Raw genomic sequence first — 26,556 nt, 5'->3', positions numbered from 1 at the left:
CCATGCTTCTGTCTCCCAATGCCATGGGTCGCCCGCTGCGTACGGGCCTGTACCTGACCACCGGGGTCATCGCGGCCTTCCTGCTGCTGCCGGTCGTGTTCATCGTGCTGCTGTCGTTCGGCTCGTCCCAGTGGCTGGTATTCCCGCCGCCAGGCTGGACCTTCAAGTGGTACGGCCAGTTCTTCTCCAACCCGGAGTGGATGGACGCTGCGCTGGCCAGCCTGAAGGTGGCCGTGCTGACCACCCTCGCCGCCGTACTGCTGGGCCTGCCCAGCGCGTTCGCCCTGGTGCGTGGCCGCTTCCCGGGCCGCGAACTGCTGTACGGGCTGTTCACCATGCCGATGATCGTGCCGCTGGTGATCATTGCCGTGGCGGTGTATGCGCTGTTTCTCAAACTTGGCTACACCGGCACGCTGTTCGCCTTCGTGGTCAGCCACGTGATCGTCGCCCTGCCCTTTACCATCATTTCCATCATCAACTCGCTGAAGCTGTTCGACCAGTCGATTGAAGATGCCGCGGTGATCTGCGGTGCCTCGCGCCTGCAGGCGATCTTCAAGGTCACCTTCCCGGCCATCCGCCCCGGCATGATCGCCGGCGGCCTGTTCGCCTTCCTGGTGTCGTGGGATGAAGTGGTGCTGAGCGTGATGATGGCCAGCCCCGACCTGCAGACCCTGCCGGTGAAGATGTGGACCACCCTGCGCCAGGACCTCAGCCCGGTCATTGCCGTGGCCTCGACCCTGCTGATCGGCCTGTCGCTGCTTGTCATGTTCATTGCCGCCGCCTTGCGCCGGCGCACCGAAAACGCCTGAGCGCGGAGAAAACAACAATGAGTGCAGTGATCAAAGACAACGCGCACGGCAAGACCCTGGTCAGCCTGCGCGGCCTGAACAAGCACTACGGCGACTTCACCGCCGTGGACAACCTCGACCTGGAGATCCAGGACGGCGAGTTCCTGACCTTCCTCGGCTCCAGCGGCTCGGGCAAGTCCACCACCCTGTCGATGCTGGCCGGCTTCGAAACACCCAGCAGTGGCGAGATCCTGGTCGACGGCCAATCGCTGGTCAACGTACCACCACACAAGCGTGACATCGGCATGGTGTTCCAGCGCTATTCGCTGTTCCCGCACCTGAACGTGCGCGACAACATCGCCTTCCCGCTGGCCATTCGCAAGCTCGGCGCTGCCGAGACGGCCAAGCGCGTCGACGCCATGCTCAAGCTGGTGCAACTGGAGAAGTTCGCCCACCGTAAACCTTCGCAAATGTCTGGCGGCCAGCAGCAGCGCGTGGCGATTGCCCGGGCGCTGGTGTACGAACCGCGTATCCTGCTGATGGACGAGCCGCTCGGCGCGCTGGACAAAAAGCTGCGAGAAGACCTGCAGGACGAACTGCGTCAGTTGCACCGCCGACTGGGCATTACCATCGTCTACGTCACCCACGACCAGGAAGAAGCCATGCGCCTGTCCCAGCGCATCGCCATTTTCAGCCACGGCAAGATCGTCGGCCTGGGCACCGGTTACGACCTGTACCAAAACCCGCCGAATGCCTTTGTCGCTTCGTTCCTGGGCAACTCCAACTTCCTGCGGATCAAGGCCAGCAGCAATGGCGCAGGCAGTTTCGAGGGGCAGCCGGTAGCCATTCGCCTGACCCCAGGGCTGGCCGCCTCGCAAGATGCACTGATCATGGTGCGCCCGGAGAAGGCCCTGGCCCTGACCGCCGAACAGGCTGCGCGCGCGCCACTGCCAGCGGGCTGGAACGAGGTCAGCGCCAAGGTTGGCGAGGTGCTGTTCCTGGGTGAGAGCCAAACCTGCCATGTGGTGACTGCAGGGGGTACCGAGCTGACGGTGAAGGCGCTGTCAGCCGCAGGCATGCCGATGCAGCCGGGCGACAGCGTAAAGGTGCGTTGGGCAGTGGCGGATGCGTGCATCTATACCGAGTGGGCCGAGAGCGATTTGAGCAAGTCTGCCGGGGCGCATTGAGTTCGCCAGCCACCGAGAAGGGAGGGGCAAAGCCCTCCCCTACGGACTGTCACATTATCATCACGCCACTGTCGTAATCTGCCGGCCAACTCTATGCCACAGGGCCATCCGGCATGCCCCGCCTGCTTGTCTTGCTGCTTATCCTGCTACCGCTTGCGACCTTGGCCGAGCCCCAGCACCTGCGCGTGCAAGGTTCCAACACGATTGGTGCGGCCTTGCTGCCGGCGCTGGTGCAGGGGCAATTGCGCGCGCAGCAAGCCAGCGCCATCGCGCAACAGCCGGGCAAACTGCCCAATGAAACCGTGATCAGTGCGCGCGATGCGCATGGGCAGCCCGTGCGCGTGGACATCGCCGCCCACGGCTCCAGCACCGGCTTCGTTGCCCTGGGCCGGGGCGAGGCCGACCTGGCAGCGGCATCGCGGCCGATCAACGACAGTGAAGTGCGCCAGCTGCAGGCCCTGGGCGACCTGCGTGCTGCCAGCGCTGAACAAGTCATCGGCCTGGATGGCGTCGCGGTCATCGTCCACCCCGACAACCCACTGCCGCAGCTCACCACAAAACAACTGGCGCAGATTTTCTCCGGGCAGATCCAGCGCTGGGAACAATTAGGTGTTTCTGGCGGGGCCATTCACCTGTATGCCCGTGATGACCGTTCCGGTACTTTCGAGACCTTCAAGGCACTGGTGCTGGAACCTCTGCACAGCGAACTGTCGCCCAAGGCCAAGCGCTTCGAGTCCAGTGACGAACTGGCGGCCCAGGTAGGTGCCGACCGCCAGGCCATCGGCTTCAGCAGCCTGGCCGCCGTGCACGGGGCCAAGGTGCTGGCAGTGGCCGAGGGCGACGCACCGGCCATGCTGCCTGAACGCGCACTGGTGGCCAGCGAAGACTACCCGCTATCGCGGCGCCTGTACTTCTACCTGCCGGCCAACCCCAAGCCCCAGTCCAAGGCCCTGGCCGATTTCGCCCAAAGCCCCGCGGGCCAGGCGATCGTCGCCCAGCAGGGTTTCGTTTCGCAGCAGATCAAGGCTCAACCTGTCCCTCCCCAGTCTGATATGCCGCCGCGCTATCGCACCCTCGCCCAGCAGGCGCAGCGGCTGAGCGTGAACTTTCGCTTCCAGGAAGGCAGCGCCAGCCTCGACAACAAGGCCCTGCGCGATGTGCAGCGGGTAGCCGAGTACCTGCGCCAGGCTGGCAAGTTGCAGAGCAAGGCGGTGCTGGTGGGGTTTGGCGACCCCAAGGAGACACCCGGGCGCGCGGCCCTGCTCTCACGCCTGCGCGCGCAAGCAGTGCGGCGCGAGCTGGCGCGCGATGGTGTGGAGGTGCTGGAGGTGACTGGGATGGGCGATGAACTACCCGTGGCCGGCAATGAGCTGGAGCAAGGACGGTTACGTAACCGACGGGTCGAGGTGTGGGTGTATTGAAGGCCAGATCCGAGCCCTGGCAAAGAAATGTAACAGCTCCCTGTTCGGCATCACTGGTAAACGGGTCTAGGCTCAAAATCATGTGATACCGGGCCCCTCTGACGGCTGCCAAGCCGCCATGTCGGATCACTGTTGCCAAGCAACGTCGACATTCAAGGAGGGGCTCATGACAGCTCTGCAAGCATTTCTCACCACCCCGTTCCTCGGTACCAGCGCCTGGTTGTGGCTGGTGTTCATGGCCATCGTCATCGGTTTGCTGGTACTCGACCTGGGCGTGCTGCACCGCCACGACCGGGAAATCGAAATGCGCGAAAGCCTGCTGCTGTATTCAGGCTACTTCAGCGTCGGCGTGCTGTTCGGCGCCGGGGTCTGGTACCAGTTGGGCGCGCAGTCGGCACTGGAGTTCTACACCGGTTTCCTGGTCGAGCAGTCGCTGTCGATGGACAACGTGTTCGTCATGGCAATGATCTTCAGCTACTTTGCCATCCCCCGCCGCTACCAGCACCGCGTGTTGTTCTGGGGCATCCTGGGGGTGGTGTTGCTGCGGGCGATCATGATCGGCGTAGGCGCGGCGTTGGTGCAGAACTTTGCCTGGGTGCTGTACATCTTCGGTGCCTTCCTGCTGTTTACCGGGGTGAAGATGGCGCTGTCCAAGGAAGACAGCCACCCGGACCTGGCCAACAACCCGATCATCAAGTTCGTGCGCCGGCACATGCGGGTCACCGACCAGATCCATGGCTCGCACTTCTTCATCCGCCAGACCCCGCCTGGGCACAGCAAGGCGCTGCGTTATGCCACCCCATTGTTCCTGGCGCTGGTACTGATCGAACTTGCCGATCTAGTGTTTGCGGTCGACAGCGTGCCAGCGATTTTCGCCATTACCCAGGACCCGTTCATTGTCTACACCTCTAACATCTTTGCCATTTTGGGGCTGCGCTCGCTGTACTTCGCGTTGTCGGCGTTGATGCACCGCTTCGTTTATCTCAAGTACGCACTGGCGCTGGTGCTGATCTTCATTGGCTGCAAAATCTTCTACCACGGCATGGTGGGCAAGGTGCCGGCGTTGCTGTCGCTGGGGGTGACGTTCGGGCTGTTGCTGGGTGGGGTGGTGGTTTCGTTGATCAAGACGCGGGGGCAGAACGTGGCGGTCGAGAGTATCCAGCCGTCGCAGGATTCGACGGGGCAGAACAACCTGGGAAAAAAGAAGGACGACCCGCAATTGCGGGCGTGAATGGCTGTTGTGGGGCCGAATCAAATTGGATTCTTCCTAGCTACCGCAGTGATTATTCCTACATAAGGAATTCGGTTCGTCTGATTGTGATCACGGGGCTGAATTAACCAGGATGGGCCTTTCCGCACAAGGAGTGCCCCGTGCAAAAACTGCCCATTCCCGACCTCCCTCAATTACGTGTCAACCGCAAGCAAATTGCCGCCATTGCCATCCCAGTTCTCGCGTTCGGCGCCCTGGCAGCAATATTCAACAACGTATTCTTCTACAACGAAGCAGGCCAGATGACCCACGTTCGTACGATTTTCGGCGAGGAGAAAGTAGTCGAGGACGTAGGCTACGCCACCAAGTGGTTCGGCCGCAGTACAGCTTGGCGACGTACCATCGGCGTTCAGTCCTCCTTGCGCATGGACAACCCGGAAGATACCCGCAGCGGACATCCCTCGATCACGCTGGAAAACCTGCCTATCGTTTTTCGGGGCAACGTCGATGCCAAAGCCGAGTTCAGTAGCCAGTTTCGCCTTCCTTCAGGGGAGGCATTTCTGAAGATTGCCCAGGAATACCGCACGCCTGACAATTTCCTGCAACGTGCACTGTTGCCGGCAGTCAAGGAAACGCTGCAAGCCACAGCCTCCCTGATGAGCGCAGACGACTATTACGCCGGCAACCGCAGCCACTTCGGTGCCGAGTTCGAAAATCAGTTGCGCAACGGCCTGTACTTGACAAGCCGCAAGGAAATTCGCGTTCAGCGCGACAATTATCCTGCTCAAACTGCGATTCTGCAGGCCGGTACCGAACAGGGTAGTTTTGGCGACAACAGTGCAACGCGTTTCATCATTGAGAAGAAGCTCGACAAGAACGGCCAGGAACTGCGCAAGCTGCAACAATTTCGCCTATTCGGCGTTGAGGTGGTGGATGCTCGGGTCACCCATATCGACCCCAATCCGCAGTACCAGCAACGCATGGTGCGGGTGCAGCAAGCACTGGCGGAGCTTGCCGTGGCCCGGCAAAACAGGCTCAAGGAGGAAGAAGAGAAGGAACTGGTTTCTGCACGCGGCGCCAAGGACGTCGAAGCCAAACGCCAGGAGAGTCTACGCCAACAGATTGAGCGTACTACCGAGGCCGAAACCGAAAAACAGCTTGCGCTGATCAACGCAGAGCGGGAGAAACGGCGCGCCGAGATCGACAAGCAGACAGCCGAGCTGCTTCGGGACAAAGCGCGTGTAACGGCAGAAGCGACCAAGATCACAGCCGATGCCGAAGCCTACGCCCGTGAAGCCTCGCTCAAGGCGGACGGTGCCCTGCAAACCAAACTGGATGCGCTGGTGCAGATCAATCGAGCGTGGGCAGAGGCAGCAGCAAAGGCACCGGTGCCGAGTGTCATGATGGGGGGCACCGAACCAGGGATCGGGCGACAGGATGAAATGAGCAAGCTCATGAGTGTACTGGCGACGAAAGCCGCCAAAGACCTGGTAGTGGACCTGAAAACTCAATGAAGCTTTACCGACCGCTTCGCGGGTAAAACCGCGAAGCGGTCGGCACAGGCTCACCGAATTAGCGCCCGCTACGCAACAGTTCCACCGGCACATACTTGCCAATTTCATACTTGCCAATCGCCGCCCGGTGCACTTCATCCGGCCCGTCGGCCAGGCGCAAGGTGCGCTGCATGGCGTACATGTAGGCCAGCGGGAAATCGCCGCTCACCCCTGCCCCACCATGTATCTGGATCGCCCTGTCGATTACCTTCAAGGCAACGTTCGGTGCCACCACCTTGATCTGCGCGATCTCGCTGCGGGCGACTTTGTTGCCGACGGTGTCCATCATGTAGGCCGCCTTGAGCGTCAGCAGCCGGGCCATGTCGATTTCCATGCGCGAGTCGGCGATCTTGTCGACGTTGCCGCCCAGGCGTGCCAGTGGCCGGCCGAAGGCGGTGCGCTCGACCGAGCGTTTGCACATCAGCTCCAGCGCGCGCTCGGCCATGCCGATCGAACGCATGCAGTGGTGGATGCGGCCAGGCCCCAGGCGGCCCTGGGCGATTTCGAAGCCGCGCCCTTCGCCAAGGATTACGTTTTCGTACGGCACCCGCACGTTCTCGAACAGGACTTCGGCATGGCCATGGGGTGCATCGTCATAACCGAACACCGGCAGCGGGCGAACGATCTTCACGCCTAGTGCATCGGTGGGCACCAGCACCATCGAATGCTGCTGGTGGCGTGGCCCTTCAGGGTCGGACAGGCCCATGAAGATCATGACTTTGCAGCGCGGGTCGCAGGCGCCGGAGGTCCACCACTTGCGGCCGTTGATCACCCATTCGTCACCGTCACGCACGGCGGTGGCAGCCATGTTGGTGGCGTCCGAAGAGGCCACGTCTGGCTCGGTCATGGCGAACGCCGAGCGGATCTCGCCGCGCAGCAACGGCTCCAGCCACTGGCGTTTTTGCGCCTCGCTGCCATAGCGCACCAGCACTTCCATGTTGCCGGTGTCCGGTGCCGAGCAGTTGAACGGCTCTGGCCCGAGCAACGAACGGCCCATGATCTCCGCCAACGGGGCGTATTCCAGGTTGCTCAGGCCGGCGCCATATTCCGACTCTGGGAGGAACAGGTTCCACAGCCCTTCGGCGCGGGCCTTGGCCTTGAGTTCTTCCATGATAGCGGTCGGCTGCCAGCGGTCGCCCTCGGCGACCTGGCGCTCGAACACCGCTTCGGCGGGGTAGACATAAGCGTCCATAAACGCGCTGACGCGCTCGCGCAGTGCCTGGACCTTGGGCGAATAGGCGAAATCCATCGGGGCTACCTTCACGGTTCGGAGTACATGGGCCAGAGCCTAGAGCAGCGCGGACCAATCCACCTAGTCTATTTTCCGCGTGTATAAACATTCATAACCGATATATGATCGACCGATAATTCCAACAAAGAGCGGCGCCCATGAACCTCAGCAAGGTCGACCTCAACCTGTTCATCGTGTTCGATGCGATCTACACCGAAGCCAACCTGACCCGCGCCGGGCAAATTGTCGGCATTACCCAGCCGGCGGTGTCCAACGCCCTGTCACGGCTGCGCGAAACCTTCAACGACCCGCTGTTCGTGCGCACCGCGCAAGGCATGGTGCCCACGCCCATGGCGCAGAACATCATCGGCCCGGTGCGCAATGCCTTGGCGCTATTGCGCACGTCGGTGCAGGAAAGCCGCATTTTCAACCCGCAACAGGCCAACAAGACCTTCCGCATCAGCATGACCGACCTGACCGAAGCGGTCATTCTGCCGCCGTTGTTCCAGCGCCTGCGCCGCCTGGCGCCAGCGGTGCTGATCGAGAGCTTTCTGTGCAAGCGCCGCGAGACCACCAAGGAACTCGCCGCCGGCCGCCTGGATTTCGCCATCGACGCCCCCCTGAACACCGACCCGCAAGTGCGCCACGTCAAGCTGATGCAGGACCGTTATGTCTGCGCCCTGCGCCAGGGCCATCCGCTGGCCGATAGCAAGCTGACCCTCGACAGCTACCTGGGCATGACCCATATCCATATCTCCAGCCGCCGCAACGGCCTGGGCTATGTCGACCTGGCGCTGGGCAAGATGGGTGTGCAGCGCAAGGTCGCCCTGCGTTCGCAGCATTACCTGATGGCCTCGCAGGTGTTGCAGCAGACTGACATGGCAATGACCGTTCCCGAGCGCTTTGCCCGCCGCCATCAGTTGCGTTACCAGCCATTGCCGGTAGAGGTGCCAGCGCTGGAGACGCACCTTTACTGGCATGAAAGTACCGACCAGGACCCTGCCAACCGTTGGATGCGCGAGCAGATCACCGAGTTATGCGAGCGCGTGGTGGCGGAGGAAGAGAAGGCTCTGGACCCTGCCTGAAGGTCGCTAGCGCGGGGCCGATTGCAACGCTTCGCCAACTGAAGAAAAAAATCCTACAAAACCAATGCCGCGGGGAAATTTTTTTTATCGGGATCGAGAAGACAGCGGTGGGAAGCGAAAAATATCTCACAGCTGGCGGGTACGCTTAGGTCAACGATCGCCGATTTCATGGCAACTGACACGGACCCGCCCCAATGCCTAGCGCCCCACTCTACTTCGATTACGCCGCCACTACCCCAGTCGACGACCGGGTCATCGAAACCATGCTCGCCTGCCTGGGTAACCAAGCCAACTTCGGCAACCCGGCGTCCAGTGGCCACGCCTTCGGCCAAGCCGCCCGTCACACCGTGCAGCAGGCTCGCCAACAAGTGGCCGAGCGCGTCGGCGCGCAGGCCGAAAACCTGGTGTGGACCTCGGGCGCGACCGAGTCCAACAACTTGGCACTCAAAGGCATTGCCCAAGGCATCGGCCAGCCCGGCCACCTGATCACCAGCCAGCTGGAGCATAAGGCCGTGCTCGACACGGTGGCCGAACTGGAGCGCCAAGGCTGGGCCGTTACCCGCCTGGCGCCGGATGCCGCCGGCCTGATCCAGCCCGCCAGCGTGCAGGCAGCATTGCGCGCCGATACCCGCCTGGTATCGCTGATGGCGGTCAACAACGAACTGGGCACGGTCACCGACGTTGCCGCAATTGGCGAGCAGGTGCGTGCCCACGGTGCCCTGTTGCACGTAGACGCCGCGCAAGCTGTGGGCAAGCTGGTCATCGACCTGAATGCGATGAGCGTGGACTTGATGTCATTCTCGGCGCACAAGGTCTATGGGCCAAAAGGCATCGGCGCGCTGTATGTCGGGCCACGCGCCCGTACGCTGATGCGCGCGCAGATGCACGGCGGCGGCCATGAACAGGGCCTGCGCTCCGGCACCCTGGCGACCCATCAGATTGCTGGCATGGGCAGCGCCTTTGCCCTGGCCGGCCAGCCTGGTGACAGCGAGCACCAGCGCCTGGAGCAACTGGCTGCACGTCTGCGTGAAGGCCTGCTGGCTTTACCCGGCGTCACCCTGAACGGTTGCGTCACCCACCGCATACCCCATACGCTGAACCTGTGCATCGACAGCAAGGGCTTCAACAGTGCGGCACTGGCCAGCGAGCTGGCCTTGTCGACCACCTCGGCCTGCAACTCGGCGAGTAACGCCGCCTCCCATGTGCTGCTGGCACTGGGGCTGGATGAGCGCCAGGCACGCAATAGCGTGCGCTTGAGCATCGGCCGCTTCAGCACCGACGCTGAAGTGGACAAGGCTGTCGAAGTGTTCGGCCGGGTGCTGACAACGGCATCGGCGGCGCTGTGGTGAACAGGCACTAGAACAAGCGGCTGTCCGGGGTGAAATCCTCGACCTGTATTTTCGCGCTCTGCGCCTGCGGGTGCCGTGGGTTGAACAGGTAGTTGGTGGTACTGGGCATGATCGCGCTCGGCACCGGCAACAACAATGCCGAACAGTCATCCAGAAAGCGATTGCCCAGTGCCCGGGTCAACTCCGGCTGAGCGGACCAGCCCGGCTGCAAGGTGGGTAACCGCGCTTGTGAAACCGTGTCGGGCAATTCGATGCGGATCAGGCGCAGGGTAGTGGGGAAATCCTCAGGGTCGATCTCCAGGTGCACCAACACCTCGAGCATCGCCCCTGGAGGGCTGGTGGCGGCATATACCACCGGCCGGCCCGCCTGGTGCCAACGGCCGCTTACCCGCAAGCCCCCCGTGCCGCTCAAGTCTGCGTAGGCGCTGATACGCCACAGAATCACAGGCCAAAGCCCTCGGCAATCTGTAGCAGCATCTCTTCGACCTGAGTGGTGCCTTGCTGGGTGGTAAGCATCTGCATCGGGGTGAGCCCCGAAAAGCGCTCCTTGGGCTTGGACAACCAACGTTTGGCCTTGTCCGCCTCGCCGAACACGGCTTCGGCCATGGCGGTGATGTGGGCCGAGCGGAACAGACGGTCGCTTTCATCCACGGTCAACGGCTGGTCGCGCTCAATGCGGGTTTTCAGGGTGCGCAGGGGAATGATCTGGTCGCGCTCCACCGGCGTGAGCACACCACGCTCGGTCAGCTTTACCAGCCAGGTGGCGGCAAAACCATGGGTGATGCGGGTGTGGATTTCAAAGTCACTGGCAAGCTCGGGGATTTCCAGCAGCGCGTTCAAGCGCGCCCGGTACTCATGGTAACCGTTGTCGCGAAGCACTTCGGCAAGCATGGCATGCTCCTTATCGGCGTTTGCCGACAAGTATGCGGTATATGCCGAATCATTGCCAGTTTGCCCGGCCGGCCGGGCGAGTCAGGGGCGCTTTGCGCCCCCTGCAATCTCACAGGAACGTGAAGACTTGCGACGCCGGCAGCCGCGACTTGTTCAGCCCGGCATTGAAGTCCGTCTCACTGCGGTAACCCAGGCTGAGGATCACCACGCTGGTAAACCCACGCTCACGCAGCCCCAGTTCGGCGTCGAGGATCTTGCTGTCAAAGCCTTCGATCGGCGTTGCATCCAAACCATGCGCCGCAGCCCCCAGCAACGCCGTGCCCAAGGCCAGGTAGGTTTGTTTTTCCATCCAGTGCTGCACGTCCTTGTGGTCGTAACGGTGCAGGTTGACGTAGTGCCGGCGGCTTTGGTTTTGCCCGGCACGCGCTTGCTCGTCACGGAAACGACCATCGGCAGCCTCTTGGTCGAGCACCGTGTTCAGGTGCGCTTCGGTCATTTCGGTGCGGGTGCAGAACACGATCACATGCGACGCATCAAGGAGCTTCGGCGAGTTGTAGGCATAACCGTCCGTGGTGCTCTTTGCCAGGCGAGCCTTGCCTTCGGCAGTGTCGGCGACGATGAAATGCCAGGGCTGGGAATTGACCGACGACGGGCTGTGGCGCAGTTGCTCGAGCAGGGCATCGACAGTGGCCTGGGGAATACGGCGCGAGGCATCGTAAGCTTTGGTGGTGTAGCGGCGCTTGGCCAGCGAGACGGTATCCATGCAAGAACTCCGGTATGAACAGTGGATGTGCCGTGCATCTTATCTTTCCGGTAGAAAAGAAAAACCGGCACAATGCAGCAACACTTTCATCCCTGGAATGAAAATGCTGCGCATCACTGATCTCGAATTGTTCGCCCGCAGCAGTGTGCTGGGTAGCTTCACTGCAGCGGCCCATGAAGCAGGCCTGCTACCGGGCCAGGTGGCTGCCGCGATCAAGCGCCTGGAGCGCGACCTGGATGTACGCCTGTTCGCCCGCACCACCCGCAGCCTGCGCCTGACCGCCGAGGGCGAGCGCTACCTGCCAACCGCGCTGAATGTGCTGGAGAGCCTGCGCCAGGGCCATGAGGACCTGCATGGCAACCCCAATACCCTGCGCGGCACCCTGCAGGTATCGGCGCCTTCCGACCTGGGCCGCAACATGCTGCTGCCTTGGCTCAGTGCCTTCCGCCGCGAGCACCCGGCATTGCAGCTTCGCTTCTTCCTGTCAGACCAGATTGCCGACCTTAACCGCGACCCGGTGGATGTGGCCATCCGCTATGGCCTCAACCAGGATGCCAACTACATCGCCCTGCCATTGGCCGACTGGAATCGCAGAGTGCTGGTCGCCTCGCCCGACTACCTGGCCCGCCACGGCCGCCCGCTCACCCCCGACGCGCTGCAGCAGCACGCCTGCCTGTTGTACATGCAACACAACCGGGTGTACGACAAATGGCGGTTGGGCAACCGCACCGTGCAGGTGCGTGGGCCGCTGGTCAGCGACGATGCCGATGTCATCCGACGCCTGGCCATTCAAGGCGAAGGCATCGTCTATAAGTCGTGGCTGGATGTCAGCGCCAACATCGCGGCCGGTGAACTGGAAATCGTGCTGCCCGAAATGCTCGGCGAGCCCACCCCGGTCACCTTGGTCTGCCCGCATCGCAAGCAGCTCACACCTGCGGTTTCGCAACTGCACCTGTGGCTGCGCGAGCGCTTCGAGGCCCTGCGCAACCGTGCCCTGACCAACGGCTGCACAATCGTTCCAGACTGAGCCGGGGCGTTGCGCTAAGGTAGCCATTTACCCCGACGGCACATGTTCATGAGCAACTGGATCGACCTCAAGCAAGACGCCGACACCGGCATCGAGTCGGTCCGTGCGCATTTCGTCGGCCATGCCTACGACCCGCACTGGCACGACAGCTTCCTGGTCGGCGTCACCGAACAGGGTGTGCAGCAGTTCAACTGCCGCCGGGTGCGCCACCGCAGCACGCCGGGGCAGGTATTTCTGCTCGAGCCTGGCGACATCCACGATGGGCTGGCGCCTACCGATGAAGGCTTCACCTATTCAACGCTGTACCTGGAGCCCGCTTGGCTCGACCAACAGCTGCGGGCGCTGTTCGAGCACGCACCGGACGACAGCCTGCCCAGTTTTGCCGATACCCTGTGCCATGACGAACGCCTGGCCCAGGCCACCGCCCTCGCCTTCCAGGCCGTGCACACGCAGGACTTGCGCATCGTCCGGCAAACGGCCATGGACGACCTGCTGGCCTGCCTGACCCGCCACCTGCACTGGCGCCGGCGCATCAACCCCGACCCGCGCCTGCCGCTGACGGCACAGCGCGCACGGGACTACCTGCACGCCAACCTGGAGCGTGACATCGGCCTGGAAGACTTGGCCCACGCCTGCGGCATCGACCGCTTTCGCCTGACCCGTGCGTTCAAGGCCGCATTCGGCATTGCACCGCATGCCTACCTGATCCAGCTGCGCCTGGCACGGGCGCGGCGCCTGCTCGCCCAAGGCCAGACCCCTGCCGAAGTGGCCGTGGCGTTGGGCTTTGCCGACCAGAGCCACTTGGGCCGCTGGTTCCGCCGCGCCTATCGGCTAACCCCCGCCGACTACCGCAGGCGCTGCTCAAACCTTCCAGACTGAATGCCGGCGGGCGGCGAGCATGGTGCTTCGATTTCACGGAGCCTTGAACCATGTCGCAGTCGTTGCTGCCCTTCTTCCTCTTTGCCCTGGTGTCCAGCATCAGCCCGGGGCCGACCAACTTGTTGATCCTGGCTCATGGCGCGCGCGTGGGCCTGCGCGCAAGCCTAGCGCCGATCGTGGCAGCCTGCGGTGCGGCGGCCGCGATCGTGCTGCTGGTTGGTCTGGGGCTGGGCGAGCTGTTGCTGCGTCACCCATTGGCCCAACAGCTGATGAGCTGGGCCGGAGTGCTGTGGCTGAGCTGGCTGGCGTGGAAGATGCTGCGCAGTGCCGCCGCCCCGCTGCAGACGGCCACAGCACAAGGCTTCAGTGCGCTCAGCGCTGCCTCGTTGCAGGTGGTGAACCCCAAGGTTTGGTTGATGGCCGTGGCGGTGGTCGGGGTCTTTGCCGCACCGTCGTTGCCGGTGTGGCTGCTGGCGCTGGTGTTTTTGCTGATCGCCCTGCCGTGCATGGCGGCGTGGGCGATGCTGGGGGTGGGTAGCGCCCGGTGGTTGCAGGCGCCACGGCGGCTACAGGTGTTCAACCAGGTGTTGGCGGGGGCGCTATTGATCTCTGCATGGGCTGCCGTCCTGGCTTGAGCGCTCTCCCACAGGCCTGGGCGGGACATGTGGGAGCGCTGGCCTGGGGGTCAGCGTGTCAGCGCCTCGCGGAAGCGCCGAGTGCTGGCAACGGCCAGCACCAGCCCGACCACCGCCACGCTACCGCCCACCAGGCCAATATTCGCCACGTCCATCTGGCTGCTGACAATACTGCCCAGCAGCGCACCACCACCAATGCCGATGTTGTAGATACCCGAGAACAGCGCCATGGCCACATCGGTGGCATCCGACGCCAGCTTCAGCGTCTTGGACTGCAGCGACAGGCTGAAGCTGAGGATCGCCACACCCCAGAACATGCTCAGCACCGCGAACGCGTAGAAGTTGCCCGAGAGCGGCAGCAACAGCAACAGGCACGCGGCGAGCAAGCCGATCGAGCCTACCAGGAAGCCATGGGGGAAACGGTCGCTGTAGCGGCTGAACAGCAACGAGCCGAATACCCCCGCACCGCCGAACAGCAACAACACCAGCGTGGTGCGCTCACCGCCAATCTGCGCCACGTGCAGTGCAAACGGTTCAATGTAGCTGTAGGCAGTGAACTGCGCGGTAATCACCAGCGTCACCAGCAGGTAGGTGATCACCAGCGCCGGGCGCTTGAACAGGATCGGCAGGCTGCGCAACGAGCCGGAGTTCTGGCTGGGCAGCAGCGGCAGCGATTTCATCAGGCACAGCATGGTGGCCAGCGCCACCCCGGCGATGCTCAGGAACGTGATGCGCCAGCCCAACGCCTCGCCTACCACGCGGCCCAGCGGAATACCCAGGACCATGGCCAGGGTAGTACCGGTGGCCAACAGGCCCAGCGCCTTGGCCTGCTGCCCTGGTGGCGCCACACGCACCGCCAGCGAAGCGGTGATGGCCCAGAACACCGCATGCGCCAGGGCAATGCCGATACGGCTGACCAGCAGCATGGCAAAGCTTTGCGACAACCAAGACAGCAAATGGCTGACGATGAACACCAGGAACACGAACAGCAGCAGACGCCGCCGTTCGATGTTGCGGGTCAGCAGCATCATCGGCAGCGAGGCCAGCGCCACCACCCAGGCGTAGATGGTCAGCATCAGGCCCACCTGGGCGGTGCTCATGTCGAAGCTGCGGCCAATGTCGCTGAGCAACGCCACTGGAACGAACTCGGTGGTGTTGAAGATGAAGGCCGCCAAGGCCAGGGCGATCACGCTAAGCCAGCTGCCGCTGCCCGTTGCGGGCGGTATGTGGGTAGGTGTGGGTCCGTTCATGGGTGGAAAGTGCTTCTCCGCAGACAGGCAACAGGTCGCACGCCAGCCACCCGCTTGCCGGGTGCCAACGTGCGCATTGTTATTGACAGGAATGCCCGGCATGGTACGCGTCAAGCCGGGGCCTCACAACCGCGAGGCAGGTAGAAGGAGTACCATGCGCGCTTTGTGTGAAACGCGTGTGCGACAAGGAGCCCGATCCGCTCATGGACAAGCAGCACCCCCAGCAGCAATGGCAGCAGGCGGTTACCGCCTACGCCCAGGCCGTCAACGACTACGTCGCGCAAGGCCGTGCGCAAGGCTGGGACAACCTCGAAGAACCGCAGGCGCCAGCCACCAGACACCTGCTCGACGCCTGGTTGGCAGCCCTGCAGGCAGCCAACTGCCCAGGTGTCGACGAACAGCAGCGCCGGGCCTTCCGTGAGGCCTGGCCCCCGCGCACCATCCCCTGGTACCGTTGCTCGAAGACCACGCCCAAGGCATCAGCAATGTTTTGCTGCTGGAGGATGGCAGCCTGCTGGCACGCATCGGCATGCCGTACGACAAAGGCCAGGTGGTGCGTATCGACCACCATGGGGTAACCCCGGTCATCGGTATCGAACACTTTGGCCGCTGCCCGGCCCGGCGCTACTTCGCCCTGGCCAATGCCGAGGGCATACGTGTGACCGATGGCTGGGGTGGCCCGCAGGTGCGCCGTCTGGCCTGGCCAACCGGGCTGGAGGGGTTGCCGCCGGGCTACCCGTTCGAGCCGTTCGACCTGCCGCCCACACCCACCGCGCTGATCCCCTTCCCGGATGGCCAACGCGTGCTGCTGGTGAGTGCCGAAGGTATCTTCGTGCTGGCCGGTCAGGGTGCAACGCGTCTGCTGCCGCAGCAGACGCGCGTGCTCGATGAGCTGGCCGAAGGCACCGAACCGGACGACATCAACCTGGGGCTGAGCATGGAGCATGGCGCGGTGTCGGCAGATGGCCGCTTGATCGTGGTGGGTGAGCAAGGCAGCCGGCACCGGGTCCTCGACGATCAGCTCAGGCCGCTGGCACACATCGGCCCAGGCAGCGAATACCCGCACTTTGCTTTGTTCAACCGCACCGGTGACCAGTTGATCGTCAATGCCTGCCATTTCTACAGCGGCGCCACACTGGCGGTCAGGGTGGCGGACTTGCCCGGCCTGGATACCGACTACTACAGCCAGGACCCACGCACCCCGCTGGTGCAGGATGGCGCACGGGTGTACGCCGGGGTGGCGCGCGATGGCGAGTACATCGTGGGTGATGCCTACGGGTACCTGCGGGCATTTGGCGAAGATGGCGAGGAGCATTGGCAGCACTACCTGGGGTCGACCATCAGTGCGATGGACATCAGTGCCGACGGGCGAACACTGGTGGCGGCAAGCCATGCGGGGGTTGTGTCGGTAATTGCGCTGGAGAGCGGGCGGCCCGAGTGGCAGATCGGTACCGGAGCACACGGCGAAGTGCGGCGGTGGTTGTTCTGGAAGGGTTGGGACAAGGCGATGGTCTGGTAAAAGACCGATCATTCATGTTGCCTGTACTGGCCTCCTCGCGGGTGCCCCCGCGAATAGGCCAGTACAGGCAACCGATCGATCAGCCCTGCAACGTGGCCATGTCGATCACGAACCGGTACTTCACGTCACCGGCGATCATCCGCTCATACGCCTGGTTGATATTGCGGATATCCAGCATCTCGATATCGCAACGGATACCGTGCTCAGCGCAAAAGTCCAGCACTTCCTGGGTCTCGGCGATGCCACCGATCAACGACCCCGCCAGTACTCGGCGCTTCATCACCAGGTTGGCTGCATGCACCGCCGGGTCGATCGGTTCGATCAGCCCGACCAGGATGTGCACGCCATCGAACTTCAGGGTTTCCAGGTACGGGTTGAGGTCGTGCTGCACCGGAATGGTATCGAGCAGGAAATCGAAGCGGCCAGCAGCGGCGCGCATCTGCTCGACATCGGTGGACACGATCACATGGTCGGCACCCTGGCGGCGGGCTTCCTCGGCCTTGGCCTGGGAGCGAGTGAACAAGGTCACTTGCGCACCCAGGGCCTTGGCAAGCTTGATACCCATGTGGCCCAGGCCGCCCATGCCGAGAATGCCGACCTTGTGGCCCGGGCCGACGCCGTGATGTTTGAGTGGCGAGTAAGTGGTAATGCCGGCGCACAGAATAGGTGCAGCGCTGGGCAGGTCCATGCCGGCCGGGATGCGTACCACGAAATGCTCGCTGACCACGATGCTGCTGGAGTAACCGCCCATGGTGTTGCTGCCATCGACCCGGTCCGGGGTGGCGTAGGTCATGGTCGGGCCTTCCAGGCAATATTGCTCCAGGTCCTTGGCGCAGGCTTCACAGGTGCGGCACGAATCGACCATGCAGCCGACGCCGACCAGGTCACCGACCTTGTGCGCAGTGACGTTGTCGCCCACCGCTGTAACCCGGCCGATGATCTCGTGGCCAGGCATCAGCGGGTACACGGCAATGCCCCATTCGTTGCGCGCCTGATGGATGTCGGAGTGGCACACACCGCAGTACAGGATCTCGATGGCGACGTCGTCCGGGCGCGGGCTGCGGCGCTCGAAGGTCATGGGGGCCAGGGGGCTGGTGGGGGTTTGGGCGGCGTAGCCGATGGCGGTGTACATGCAGGACCTCGCATTTAAGTGAAACGATTCAGGCGGCGCATTCTGCGCGTCGCCTGCCGCCTCGCCCACGGCTGATTCTCCGGCATGCATGCCTGATCCTCCGAAGATGCCACCCAGCATCTAGCGCCACGCCACCAGTCTGCGATGATTAAGCTGTCTGATTCTCTGCCCTTGGTTCACCATGCAACTGACCCGCCACGTCGACGCCAATGCGCCGCTCTGCGCGCTCATCCGCACCCTCGCCACACGCCCGGGCTTCGTACCTACACGCCTGCCCCAGGTGCAGGTGCTGAGCTGGGACCACTATGTCGCCAGCAGCCCACAGATCTACGAACCCAGCCTGATGATCCTGGCCCAGGGCAGCAAGCTGGCGCGGCTGGGGCCACGCACCCTGGAGTACGGCGCCGGGCATTACCTGGTGCAGGCGTTGTCGGTGCCGTTCATGTGCGAAACCTTCGCCACCCCTGACGCGCCATTGCTGGGCGTGGCGGTGGACATCGACCGTGGCGTGCTGGGTGAACTGGTGCAGAGCATGGACATGGTGCCGGACGCTGCAGTACAGGCCCAAACACCGCAATCGATGACCTCGGCAGCACTGGATGCGCCAATGCGCGACAGTGTGGAACGGCTGCTGCATTGCCTGCAGGACCCGCTGGACGCCAAGGTGCTGGGCCCGGGGCGCGTACGCGAGGTGCTGTATACCGCGCTGCGCGGCCCGCAGGCCGGTGTGTTGCGAGCACTGGTGGAGCAACAGGGGCACTTCGCCCGCATCGGCGCAGCCCTCACCCACCTGCGCGAGCACTACGCCGAGCCGCTGAGCGTGGAGGCACTGGCCACGCGGGCCAACATGAGTGTTTCTACCTTCCATGAACACTTCAAGCGCTGCACCGACATGGCGCCGATGCAGTACTTGAAGCGCTTACGCCTGCTGAAAGCGCAGCAGATGCTGATTGGCGAAGGCCTGGGGGTGGCGCAGGCCGCGCACCGGGTGGGCTATCAGAGCACGTCGCAGTTCAGCCGCGAGTACAAGCGCCAGTTCGAGCGCAGCCCAGGGGATGAACTGCCGTACCAGAGCTTGCCAGTTTGACGGGATGGGCCTCGTGGCCGCTTTGCGCCCCCCCCACGAACTCAGGCCTTCACTGCCGCTCTACCATAGCGATAATTGCGGCCTTGAGCTCGGCCTTGGCCTGCCCGGCCTCCAACTCCCCTGCTGCAGCCGCCTGGGACAGCGCATCCGCCGCCCCCACCAGCAGGCGCATGCCGGCAACCCCCACATTGCCGCTGGGCGAAAAACCGGCCAACGCTTCGCGGCACTTGTCCAGAAACGGCTGCTCATACGCCCGTTTCAGCGCTTCCATTTCCGGCGACCCGGCCAGCGCTGCCGACACACCCGGTATTTCCCGGCCCTGGCTCATCACGCAGTCCACGTAGGCCTCGGCAATCACCTGGGCTCGGCTGACCAGGCTGTCTTCGCAGTTGGCCAGGGCCTGCGCCAGCATCTGCGACTGACGCGCATCGTATTCCTGGTACAGCGCCACCAGCAGCCCGGTGCGGGTATCGAAATGGTCATAGACCACCGGCTTGGTTACCCCAGCCTGTTCGGCCAGGCGCCCCAGGCTCAGGGCATCCGTCCCCTCCACACCCACCAGTTGCCAGGCCACATCCAGCAACTGCCTGCGGCGTTCGTCGCGGTTCAGCCGTTTGCGCACCGGGGTGCGATCGTCGCTTGACATTGCTTACCTACCAAAAGTAACTTACAAAACGTAACTTACCTCGAGTATATAGCGCTCAGGGTCATTCCGCATCCCGTCTTGGAGAACCCACCATGCACGCCTTGATCGTCGTCGGTCATCACGACCCGCAATCCCTCACTCACGCCCTTGCCCGCCAAGTCGCCGAAGGCCTTGCCAGTGCTGGGCACACTGGCGAAATCGCCGACCTGGCCAGTGAAGGTTTCGACCCACGCTTTGGCCTGGCCGATCACGCGGTGCACCGCCGCCAGGCAGCGCCACCGGCTGACGTACTGAAGGAGCAGGCGCGCATCGACCGCGCCGATGCCCTGGTACTGGTTTTCCCCATCTATTGGTGGTCGTTGCCGGCTTTGCTCAAAGGCTGGGTAGAGCGGGTATTCAGCAATGGTTGGGCGTTCGACTATGAAGGGGGCGTTACCGTCAAGAAGCTGCGCGGCATGAAGGTGCACCTGGTCGGTGTTGCCGGCGCCGACAGCGGCACCTTCGATCGGCATGGCTATGCCGAGGCCATGCGCGTGCAGATCGAGCATGGCATCTTCGACTACTGCGGCGCCGAAGTACGGGGTTCGACCTTGCTGGACGACAGCGAAGGCCCCAGCCAGGTTCACCATCTGCAACACGCCAACGCACTGGGCCAAAAGCTATTTGTCGAATCCCAGGCCGCTGCCTGATCTCTACGTGCGTGCCTTGCCATTGCAGGAAATCAGACGACCCAGCTACTATTGAGAACGATTTTCACTCACGACCGGATACCAGGCGTTGGACAGCACATCGACCCGTAAACTGGGCTTTTTCTTCAGCGACCACCATCGCTGGTTGCTCCAGCATATCCACAAACGCCTGCGTAACCACGCCGACGCCGAAGATACCGCGGCCGAAACGTTCTGCCAGATGCTCGGCGCGCGTGTCGATCCAGACAGCATTCAGCAGCCTCGCGCCTACCTCACCATCATTGCTCGCCGGCTGATCTTCGACCGCCACCGTCGTCGCCAGCTCGAGCACGCCTATCTGGAACATCTGGCGCGGCTGCCGGAGGCCGTAGCGCCATCGGCCGAGGAGCAGCTGCTGCTGATCGAGGCCCTGGTGACCATCGATCAGGCACTGGACGGCTTGCCAGCGGTCGTCAAAGCCACCTTCCTCTATAGCCAGCTCGACGGCATGCACTACGCCGACATCGCCGCAAAGCTGCAGATCAGCGAGCGCTCGGTCAGCCGCTACATGAAACAGGCGCTTCGCCAATGTTACCTGTGCGAGGTGCAGGCATGAGCAGGCCAGCCCTCGACCGGGTCAGCGAGCAGGCCATCGACTGGATGGTCGAGCTCAGGGCCGCTACGCCTGATGCAGCGCTGCTGCAACGGGTCAGGCTCTGGCTGCAGCAGGACCCCGCTCATCAACAGGCCTGGAACCGACTGGAACAACGCCTTGGCCATCCGCTCGCCGCATTGCACGCCCTCGATCAACGGGCCCCTGGCCAAGCCGCAGAGGCGCGCCGATTGCTGATGCAGCCGACTCGCTCACGGCGTGACGTACTGGGCGCCATGGCAAGCCTGGGGCTGTTGGGCACGGCGCTGTGGGGTGGATGGCGCAGTGACACTGCCCAAGGCTGGCTGGCCGACTTGCACACAGGCCGTGGCGAGCGACGCAGCTTCACTTTGGCGGACGGCAGTCGCCTGAGCCTGAACAGCGCCAGTGCGGTCGACGTGCAGTTCGATGCCGGGCAGCGTCTTGTGGTGCTGCGTCACGGTGAGTTGCTGATCCAGGTCGCGCGCGACCCGCTGCGTCCCCTGCGCGTGCGCACCGCGCAAGGGCAAGTGCAGGCGTTGGGAACGCGCTTTCTGGTCAGCCAGGAGGAAGATGCCACCCGGGTGGTGGTACTGCAGCACAGTGTCCGCGCCAGTTTGGCCGATGGCCAATGGGCCGAGCTGCAGCAAGGGCAGGCCGCGCTGCTGCGCAGTAACACCCTCGAACGGCTGACGGGCGAACAACAGCAACGCGCTGCATGGCTGGAGGGCCGCCTGGAAGTCCTCGACCAGCCCCTGCATGAGGTGGTCGACGCGCTGCGCCCCTACCAGCGTGGCTACATTCGGCTCGCCCCCGCGGCACGCGGTCTGCGGGTACAAGGCGTATTTCCTCTGGACCAGCCACAACAGGCGTTGAAGGCGTTGGCCGAAGCGCTGCCAATCAGCGTGGAACGCTATGGCCCGTGGCTGATGCTGATCGACCTGAAAACCTCTTGATAAAAATATTTATCAAAATCATTCGCAATAGTGGCAAGTTTTTTTTGTTCGTCCCACATACCTCCTGACAGCCACTTCATTCGGGAGTAATCCGTGTACAACCCCTTGCCCCGCGCCCTGCCTCTGGTCGCCGCCTTGGCCAGCTTCAACGTGCTAGCCCAGGCGCAAACCCAGATGTTCGACCTGCCGCCCGCCAGCCTGGCTCAAACGCTCAACCGCATCGCCAGCCAAAGCGGCCACATCATCGCGCTGGAGCCTGCACTGGTGCGCGGCAAGCAAGCACCTGCCGTGGTCGGCCAGATGAGTGCCGAACAGGCCATGCAAGCTGCTCTGGCCGGCAGCGGCCTGCAGCTGCGGGTTTCCAGCGAGGGGCATTTCAGTGTCGCCCCCGCCAGCCTGGGCGGCGACGTCATGGAGCTGGGCAGCACCAGCATCACCGACAACTACGTGGATGCAACCAGCGAAGGCACAGGTTCCTATGCCGCCCGTGCGGTGACCCTCGGCAAAGGCACGCACACTCTCAAGGAGATCCCCCAGTCGGTCACCGTCATCACGCGCAAGCAACTGGATGACCAGGGCATCACCGATTTGCAGGACGCGCTCAACCACACCACGGGCATTGTCGGCGCGCAGGGCATTGGCCCTGGCGTGGTGGTGACCTCGCGTGGTTTCCAGATCGATGACTGGCAGTACGACGGTGTGCCGATTCCGCGAAACAACTATTCGCTGGGCAACTGGGCAACCCAGGACCTGGTGTTCTTCGACCGAGTGGAGATCCTGCGCGGTGCTTCAGGCCTGCTGCAGGGCACAGGTAGCCCCGGCGGCGCGATCAACCTGGTGCGCAAGCGCGGCCAGGCAACCCCGACCGTTACCCTCACCGGCAAAGCTGGCTCCTGGGACCATTACGGCCTGCAGCTTGACGCCGGCGGCCCGTTGACCGCCGATGGCCGTGTACGCGGAAGGCTCGTGGCCGACGAAGACCAAAGCGACAGCTTCATCGACTACCAGTGGAGCAAATCGCATTCGTTGTACGGCGCGCTGGACATCGACCTGAATGACGCCACTACCGTGGGTGCTGGCATCAGCTACAACCGCCAGCAGTCGCGACCGATGCTGCGGGGTATCCCCCGCTACGCCACGGGCAAGCCGGTCGACGTACCGCGCTCGACCTACACCGGCGCTCGCTGGAGCCGTGCCGAGACCGACGTCACCACCTATTACCTGGACCTGGAGCACCGTTTCAACGAGGACTGGGCTTTCAAGGCCGCTGCAGTGCGCATGGACGAGACCAACACGTCGACCCACCAGCGCACCCAGACCGTCGGTGAAGGCCTTGAGCCTGACGGCAGTGGCGTCGAGTATGCAGACTGGATCACCGACTTCCATTCCACCAAGCTGGGCCTGGACATGAACGTGGTCGGCCACTTCGACACAGGCCCCGTAGCACATGAAGTGACCTTTGGCGGCAACTACTCCAAGCTCACCAGCGATGATGGTTACTGGCGCACCTTTGGTGGCAATGACAGCATCTTCGACATCGACCATGACCGCCCCGAGCCTAGCCGTGACAGCCTGCTTGCCGCGCCCTTCGGGCGCCACGAAAGCAGTGGCTATGATATTCGCCAGAAAGGACTGTACGGTGCCTGGCGCGTCAAACCGACCGACAGGTTGACGCTGATTCTTGGGTCACGCGTCAGCTGGTTCGACTACAGCTACGCAAGCACCACGTACCGCGGGCTGAACCCGGGCCAGGTCAACCCCACCAGCCGCATGACCGAAACGGGTGAGGTCACCCCGTATGCAGGTTTTGTCTACGACCTGACCCGCGAATGGGCCTGGTACGCCAGCTACACAGACGTCTTCGTACCGCAAACCGAACGCGCCGTTGGCAATACACCGCTCAAACCGGTGATCGGCAGCAACTACGAAACGGGCTTCAAGGGTGAACTGCTTGACGGCCGGGTCAACGCTTCGATCGCGCTGTTCCGCTACGATCAGGAAAACCGCGCGGTCACCGATACAGCCTCGGGGTTCGCCTGCGATGACTGGTACTGCTCAACAGCGTCGGGCAAGGTACGCAGCCAGGGTGTCGAAGCCGAGATCAGCGGTGAAGTGCTGAGTGGCCTGCAATTGTTCGCAGGCTACACCTACAACACCACCAAATTCCTTGAAGACCCTGTCGACAAAGGCCGCACATTCAGCCAGTGGACACCCAAACACATGCTGCGCGCCTGGGCCGATTACACGCTGCCACTGGACGGCCAGCGCTGGAGTACAGGCCTTGGCTTCACCACCCAAAGCCATACCCTGGGTTACGAGCGCACCTACACCGTGCCGGGCTATACGGTGTGGAGCGCGCGCCTGGCCTATCAGCTGACCCCGGAAGTGAACGTTGCCGTCAACGCCAACAACCTGTTCGACAAGAAGTACTGGGTCGCAGGCTTCAACCAGCTCAATGGCAGCAACAACTATGGCGAGCCGCGTAACTTCCTGTTGACGGTCAAGTACACCCCAGAGCTCTAACCCCAGGTCATTGCGCCAGCGGCCACTGCGCCAATGGCCAGTAGGCGCCCTTGCGCGACTCGTAAAGCGTGAAGTGTCGCGCGGTGAGGTAGAACTCCGGCGCGCTGCTGGCCTCGGGTGGCTGGCCGTGGTAGTCCCTGGACAGCGTCAGGTGCGGCCGATACTCACGGTTGGCCGCCTCCACCCCCAGCGGCAGCAGCGCCTGCTGCAAGCCGTACACCAGGTGCAACAGGGCCGGCGGTGTCTGCTGTGCCTCCAGCACCAGCGCTCCGGCCCGCTGCCACACCTGCAAACGGTCGAGCAACAGCCGCGGCGCCGTGGCCGGCAGCGCCAGTTGATCGACCGCCGCGCAGATCGCTGGCAGCTGGGCGGCGTCCACATCACCGAGGAACAGCAGCGTGACGTGGAAATTGGCTGCCGGCACCGGTTTGCCGCTGCGCAGGCTCAGGCCCCGGCGCCATTGGGCCAGAGCACTGCGCTGGGCATCGTTGACCGGCAAGGCGAAGAACAGCCGTTTGAACGGGCTACCGCTGGGGCGTATATCCTGAACCATACAAACTCCCTGACATGAAACGTTTGCGCAAGACTGTAGGGCATTACACCAATGTCGCCCCACCGTTTCGTAACAATAAGTACAAACTGCCCCCATGATTGTTTATGCTGGCGAGCTTATGCCATGGCGCATGGCCATTTTTCGACAAGTAAACGTCCATGAAAATTGCACTCGTACTTATCTTCGTCTTCTCGATCGCCTATGTTCACCTGCGCGGTCGGGTTCGCCACAAGCTGACGCGTCAGCTGGGCGACCACTCCAGCTTCCTGGCCCCGGTCAACAGCTTTCTGTACCTGTTTTCCAAGCACCCGGCCAAGCCTTACCTGCCGGTCGAGGCTTTTCCCGAACTGAAACCGCTGCAGGACCACTGGCAGGAGATCCGCGAGGAAGGCCGCCAGCTGCTGCACGTAGGCGAAATCAAGAAGTCCGACAATTACGATGACGTCGGTTTCAACTCGTTCTTCAAAACCGGCTGGAAGCGCTTCTACTTGAAGTGGTACGGCGAGAGCCACCCGTCGGCGATGGCGCTGTGCCCACGCACCACCGAGCTGTTGCAAGGTATCGGCACGGTCAAGGCCGCCATGTTCGCCACCCTGCCGCCGGGTGCCAAGCTGGTGCGCCACCGTGACCCCTATGCGGGCTCGTACCGCTACCACCTTGGCCTGGACACGCCGAACGACGACGGCTGCTACATCGACGTGGACGGCGAGAAGTACTCGTGGCGCGATGGCGAGGGGGTGATCTTCGACGAAACCTACATCCACTACGCGGCCAACACCACCGAGCACAACCGCATCATCCTGTTCTGCGACGTCGAACGCCCGCTCAAGTACCGCTGGGCAACCGCGTTCAACCGCTGGTTCAGCCGAAATGTGATGGCCGCCGCCGCTGCGCCCAACGATGCCAGCGACAAGACCGGGGGCATCAACCGCCTGTTCACCCGTATCTACAAGATCCGCGAGCGTGGCAAGGCGCTGAAGAAGCGCAACCGCATGCGTTACTACCTGGAGAAATGGGCAGTGGTCGCAGCGTTGGTGCTGGTGTTCATCTACATCTGAACCGTGTAGGCGCGGGCTTGGGGCAAGCCCGCTGCCAAAGGCCCACTGCATGACCACCAAAGTACAAGCCTCGCACTTGCCACTCTTCGACTAGCCTGAAAGCTCCACTCGCAACCCCCCCAAGGTGAAGACGATGAGCATGATGGACTGGGACGCCTACCGTAAGCAGTTGATGGCCGGCATCGGCGATCTCAAGCAACTCTCACCCGACACCGTGGCCGGTTATGTGACCGCCAGCGGTGCTGGGGCCAAGACCAACCACCTGGACGCCAAGACCCGCGAGCTGATTTCTCTGGCCGTGGCCGTGACCACCCGCTGCGACGGCTGCATCGCCGTGCATTCGCAACAGGCGGTCAAGCATGGCGCCAGCCGCGAGGAAATTGCCGAAGCGCTTGGCGTAGCGGTGGCGATGAATGCTGGGGCCGCACTGGTCTACTCAGCGCGTGCCATGGACGCGGTGGGCAAGGCCAACGGTTGAGCACAAACGGCGTCGCCGCCCTTGCGCGACGGCGCC

Annotated in this window: 25 protein-coding genes and 1 pseudogene; 18 read left to right on the top strand and 8 right to left on the bottom strand. The window is 63.1% G+C overall.

Annotated elements, in window-relative coordinates:
- Nucleotides 1-2 precede the first annotated feature (2 nt).
- From AB5975_20480 to AB5975_20460, 5 genes are all read left to right on the top strand, one after another.
- The gene (locus AB5975_20480; GenBank protein ID XDR18933.1) at nucleotides 3-809 is read left to right on the top strand and encodes an ABC transporter permease; all 807 of its coding nucleotides are present in this window, start codon (nucleotides 3-5) and stop codon (nucleotides 807-809) included.
- A 17-nt stretch (nucleotides 810-826) separates the two neighbouring features.
- The gene (locus AB5975_20475; GenBank protein ID XDR18932.1) at nucleotides 827-1,975 is read left to right on the top strand and encodes an ABC transporter ATP-binding protein; all 1,149 of its coding nucleotides are present in this window, start codon (nucleotides 827-829) and stop codon (nucleotides 1,973-1,975) included.
- Nucleotides 1,976-2,088: 113 nt separating this feature from the next.
- A complete protein-coding gene (locus AB5975_20470) occupies nucleotides 2,089-3,396 on the top strand; it encodes a substrate-binding domain-containing protein (GenBank protein XDR18931.1) in 1,308 nt (435 codons plus the stop codon).
- 166 nt (nucleotides 3,397-3,562) lie between these two features.
- A complete protein-coding gene (locus tag AB5975_20465) occupies nucleotides 3,563-4,627 on the top strand; it encodes a TerC family protein (protein XDR18930.1) in 1,065 nt (354 codons plus the stop codon).
- Between the two features lie 194 nt (nucleotides 4,628-4,821).
- Nucleotides 4,822-6,120 (top strand): SPFH domain-containing protein, encoded by a 1,299-nt coding sequence (locus tag AB5975_20460; GenBank protein ID XDR23005.1) that lies wholly within the window; start codon nucleotides 4,822-4,824, stop codon nucleotides 6,118-6,120.
- A 58-nt stretch (nucleotides 6,121-6,178) separates the two neighbouring features.
- Here AB5975_20460 and AB5975_20455 read toward each other — a convergent pair whose 3' ends face one another.
- Nucleotides 6,179-7,408, bottom strand: a complete 1,230-nt coding sequence (locus AB5975_20455; GenBank protein ID XDR18929.1) for an acyl-CoA dehydrogenase — start codon at nucleotides 7,406-7,408, stop codon at nucleotides 6,179-6,181.
- A gap of 140 nt (nucleotides 7,409-7,548) precedes the next feature.
- On the opposite strand from AB5975_20455, the gene AB5975_20450 reads away from it, so the two are divergent.
- Nucleotides 7,549-8,475, top strand: a complete 927-nt coding sequence (locus AB5975_20450; protein ID XDR18928.1) for a LysR family transcriptional regulator — start codon at nucleotides 7,549-7,551, stop codon at nucleotides 8,473-8,475.
- A gap of 194 nt (nucleotides 8,476-8,669) precedes the next feature.
- Nucleotides 8,670-9,824, top strand: a complete 1,155-nt coding sequence (locus tag AB5975_20445; protein ID XDR18927.1) for a cysteine desulfurase family protein — start codon at nucleotides 8,670-8,672, stop codon at nucleotides 9,822-9,824.
- A 7-nt stretch (nucleotides 9,825-9,831) separates the two neighbouring features.
- Here AB5975_20445 and AB5975_20440 read toward each other — a convergent pair whose 3' ends face one another.
- The 3 genes from AB5975_20440 to AB5975_20430 form a co-directional block, all read right to left on the bottom strand.
- Nucleotides 9,832-10,269, bottom strand: coding sequence for an RES family NAD+ phosphorylase (locus AB5975_20440; GenBank protein ID XDR18926.1), 438 nt, complete (start codon nucleotides 10,267-10,269; stop codon nucleotides 9,832-9,834).
- Nucleotides 10,266-10,715, bottom strand: a complete 450-nt coding sequence (locus AB5975_20435) for an antitoxin Xre/MbcA/ParS toxin-binding domain-containing protein (GenBank protein ID XDR18925.1) — start codon at nucleotides 10,713-10,715, stop codon at nucleotides 10,266-10,268. Before AB5975_20435 ends, AB5975_20440 begins: the two co-directional genes overlap by 4 nt.
- Before the next feature lie 109 nt (nucleotides 10,716-10,824).
- The gene (locus AB5975_20430; GenBank protein XDR18924.1) at nucleotides 10,825-11,478 is read right to left on the bottom strand and encodes an oxygen-insensitive NAD(P)H-dependent nitroreductase NfsB; all 654 of its coding nucleotides are present in this window, start codon (nucleotides 11,476-11,478) and stop codon (nucleotides 10,825-10,827) included.
- Between the two features lie 103 nt (nucleotides 11,479-11,581).
- Here AB5975_20430 and AB5975_20425 point away from each other — a divergent pair, with 103 nt between their 5' ends.
- The 3 genes from AB5975_20425 to AB5975_20415 are packed head-to-tail and all read left to right on the top strand — an operon-like array spanning nucleotide 11,582 to nucleotide 14,019.
- Nucleotides 11,582-12,505 carry a LysR family transcriptional regulator gene (locus AB5975_20425; GenBank protein XDR18923.1) on the top strand — a complete coding sequence of 308 codons (924 nt, stop codon included), beginning with the start codon at nucleotides 11,582-11,584 and terminating at the stop codon, nucleotides 12,503-12,505.
- Between the two features lie 48 nt (nucleotides 12,506-12,553).
- Nucleotides 12,554-13,384, top strand: a complete 831-nt coding sequence (locus AB5975_20420) for an AraC family ligand binding domain-containing protein (protein ID XDR18922.1) — start codon at nucleotides 12,554-12,556, stop codon at nucleotides 13,382-13,384.
- 50 nt (nucleotides 13,385-13,434) lie between these two features.
- Nucleotides 13,435-14,019: a LysE family translocator gene (locus tag AB5975_20415; GenBank protein ID XDR18921.1), complete on the top strand. Its 585-nt coding sequence runs from the start codon at nucleotides 13,435-13,437 to the stop codon at nucleotides 14,017-14,019.
- Nucleotides 14,020-14,069: 50 nt separating this feature from the next.
- Here AB5975_20415 and AB5975_20410 read toward each other — a convergent pair whose 3' ends face one another.
- Complete coding sequence (locus AB5975_20410; GenBank protein XDR18920.1) at nucleotides 14,070-15,269, bottom strand: sugar transporter; 1,200 nt, start codon at nucleotides 15,267-15,269, stop codon at nucleotides 14,070-14,072.
- Between the two features lie 203 nt (nucleotides 15,270-15,472).
- On the opposite strand from AB5975_20410, the pseudogene AB5975_20405 reads away from it, so the two are divergent.
- Nucleotides 15,473-16,788: pseudogene (locus tag AB5975_20405) on the top strand (hypothetical protein).
- 79 nt (nucleotides 16,789-16,867) lie between these two features.
- On the opposite strand, the gene calA reads toward AB5975_20405, so the two are convergent.
- Nucleotides 16,868-17,920, bottom strand: a complete 1,053-nt coding sequence (gene calA, locus AB5975_20400) for a vanillin reductase (protein ID XDR18919.1) — start codon at nucleotides 17,918-17,920, stop codon at nucleotides 16,868-16,870.
- 181 nt (nucleotides 17,921-18,101) lie between these two features.
- Here calA and AB5975_20395 point away from each other — a divergent pair, with 181 nt between their 5' ends.
- Nucleotides 18,102-19,007 (top strand): AraC family transcriptional regulator N-terminal domain-containing protein, encoded by a 906-nt coding sequence (locus tag AB5975_20395; GenBank protein XDR18918.1) that lies wholly within the window; start codon nucleotides 18,102-18,104, stop codon nucleotides 19,005-19,007.
- A gap of 49 nt (nucleotides 19,008-19,056) precedes the next feature.
- Here AB5975_20395 and AB5975_20390 read toward each other — a convergent pair whose 3' ends face one another.
- Nucleotides 19,057-19,653, bottom strand: coding sequence for a TetR/AcrR family transcriptional regulator (locus AB5975_20390; protein XDR18917.1), 597 nt, complete (start codon nucleotides 19,651-19,653; stop codon nucleotides 19,057-19,059).
- A gap of 92 nt (nucleotides 19,654-19,745) precedes the next feature.
- Here AB5975_20390 and AB5975_20385 point away from each other — a divergent pair, with 92 nt between their 5' ends.
- The 4 genes from AB5975_20385 to AB5975_20370 all read left to right on the top strand — a co-directional run bounded on the left by AB5975_20385 (nucleotide 19,746) and on the right by AB5975_20370 (nucleotide 24,431).
- Nucleotides 19,746-20,342: an NAD(P)H-dependent oxidoreductase gene (locus tag AB5975_20385; GenBank protein ID XDR18916.1), complete on the top strand. Its 597-nt coding sequence runs from the start codon at nucleotides 19,746-19,748 to the stop codon at nucleotides 20,340-20,342.
- Between the two features lie 88 nt (nucleotides 20,343-20,430).
- Entirely contained in the window at nucleotides 20,431-20,937 is a 507-nt protein-coding gene (locus AB5975_20380) for a sigma-70 family RNA polymerase sigma factor (GenBank protein ID XDR18915.1), read from the top strand.
- A complete protein-coding gene (locus AB5975_20375) occupies nucleotides 20,934-21,908 on the top strand; it encodes a FecR domain-containing protein (protein ID XDR18914.1) in 975 nt (324 codons plus the stop codon). Before AB5975_20380 ends, AB5975_20375 begins: the two co-directional genes overlap by 4 nt.
- 93 nt (nucleotides 21,909-22,001) lie before the next feature.
- Nucleotides 22,002-24,431 (top strand): TonB-dependent siderophore receptor, encoded by a 2,430-nt coding sequence (locus tag AB5975_20370; protein XDR18913.1) that lies wholly within the window; start codon nucleotides 22,002-22,004, stop codon nucleotides 24,429-24,431.
- A 7-nt stretch (nucleotides 24,432-24,438) separates the two neighbouring features.
- Here the strand turns inward: AB5975_20370 and thpR are convergent, their stop codons facing one another.
- On the bottom strand, nucleotides 24,439-24,984 hold the full coding sequence (gene thpR, locus AB5975_20365; GenBank protein XDR18912.1) for an RNA 2',3'-cyclic phosphodiesterase: 546 nt from the start codon (nucleotides 24,982-24,984) through the stop codon (nucleotides 24,439-24,441).
- Between the two features lie 158 nt (nucleotides 24,985-25,142).
- Between thpR and lpxO the strand changes: the two genes are divergently transcribed.
- Both lpxO and AB5975_20355 read left to right on the top strand, forming a co-directional pair.
- Nucleotides 25,143-26,042 carry a lipid A hydroxylase LpxO gene (gene lpxO / locus AB5975_20360; protein XDR18911.1) on the top strand — a complete coding sequence of 300 codons (900 nt, stop codon included), beginning with the start codon at nucleotides 25,143-25,145 and terminating at the stop codon, nucleotides 26,040-26,042.
- A 133-nt stretch (nucleotides 26,043-26,175) separates the two neighbouring features.
- A complete protein-coding gene (locus AB5975_20355; GenBank protein XDR18910.1) occupies nucleotides 26,176-26,520 on the top strand; it encodes a carboxymuconolactone decarboxylase family protein in 345 nt (114 codons plus the stop codon).
- The last annotated feature ends 36 nt before the right edge of the window (nucleotides 26,521-26,556 follow it).

Source organism: Pseudomonas putida, from assembly GCA_041071465.1.
Classification (GTDB): Bacteria; Pseudomonadota; Gammaproteobacteria; order Pseudomonadales; family Pseudomonadaceae; genus Aquipseudomonas; species Aquipseudomonas putida_P.
This window is presented reverse-complemented; position numbering and strand designations above follow the sequence as displayed.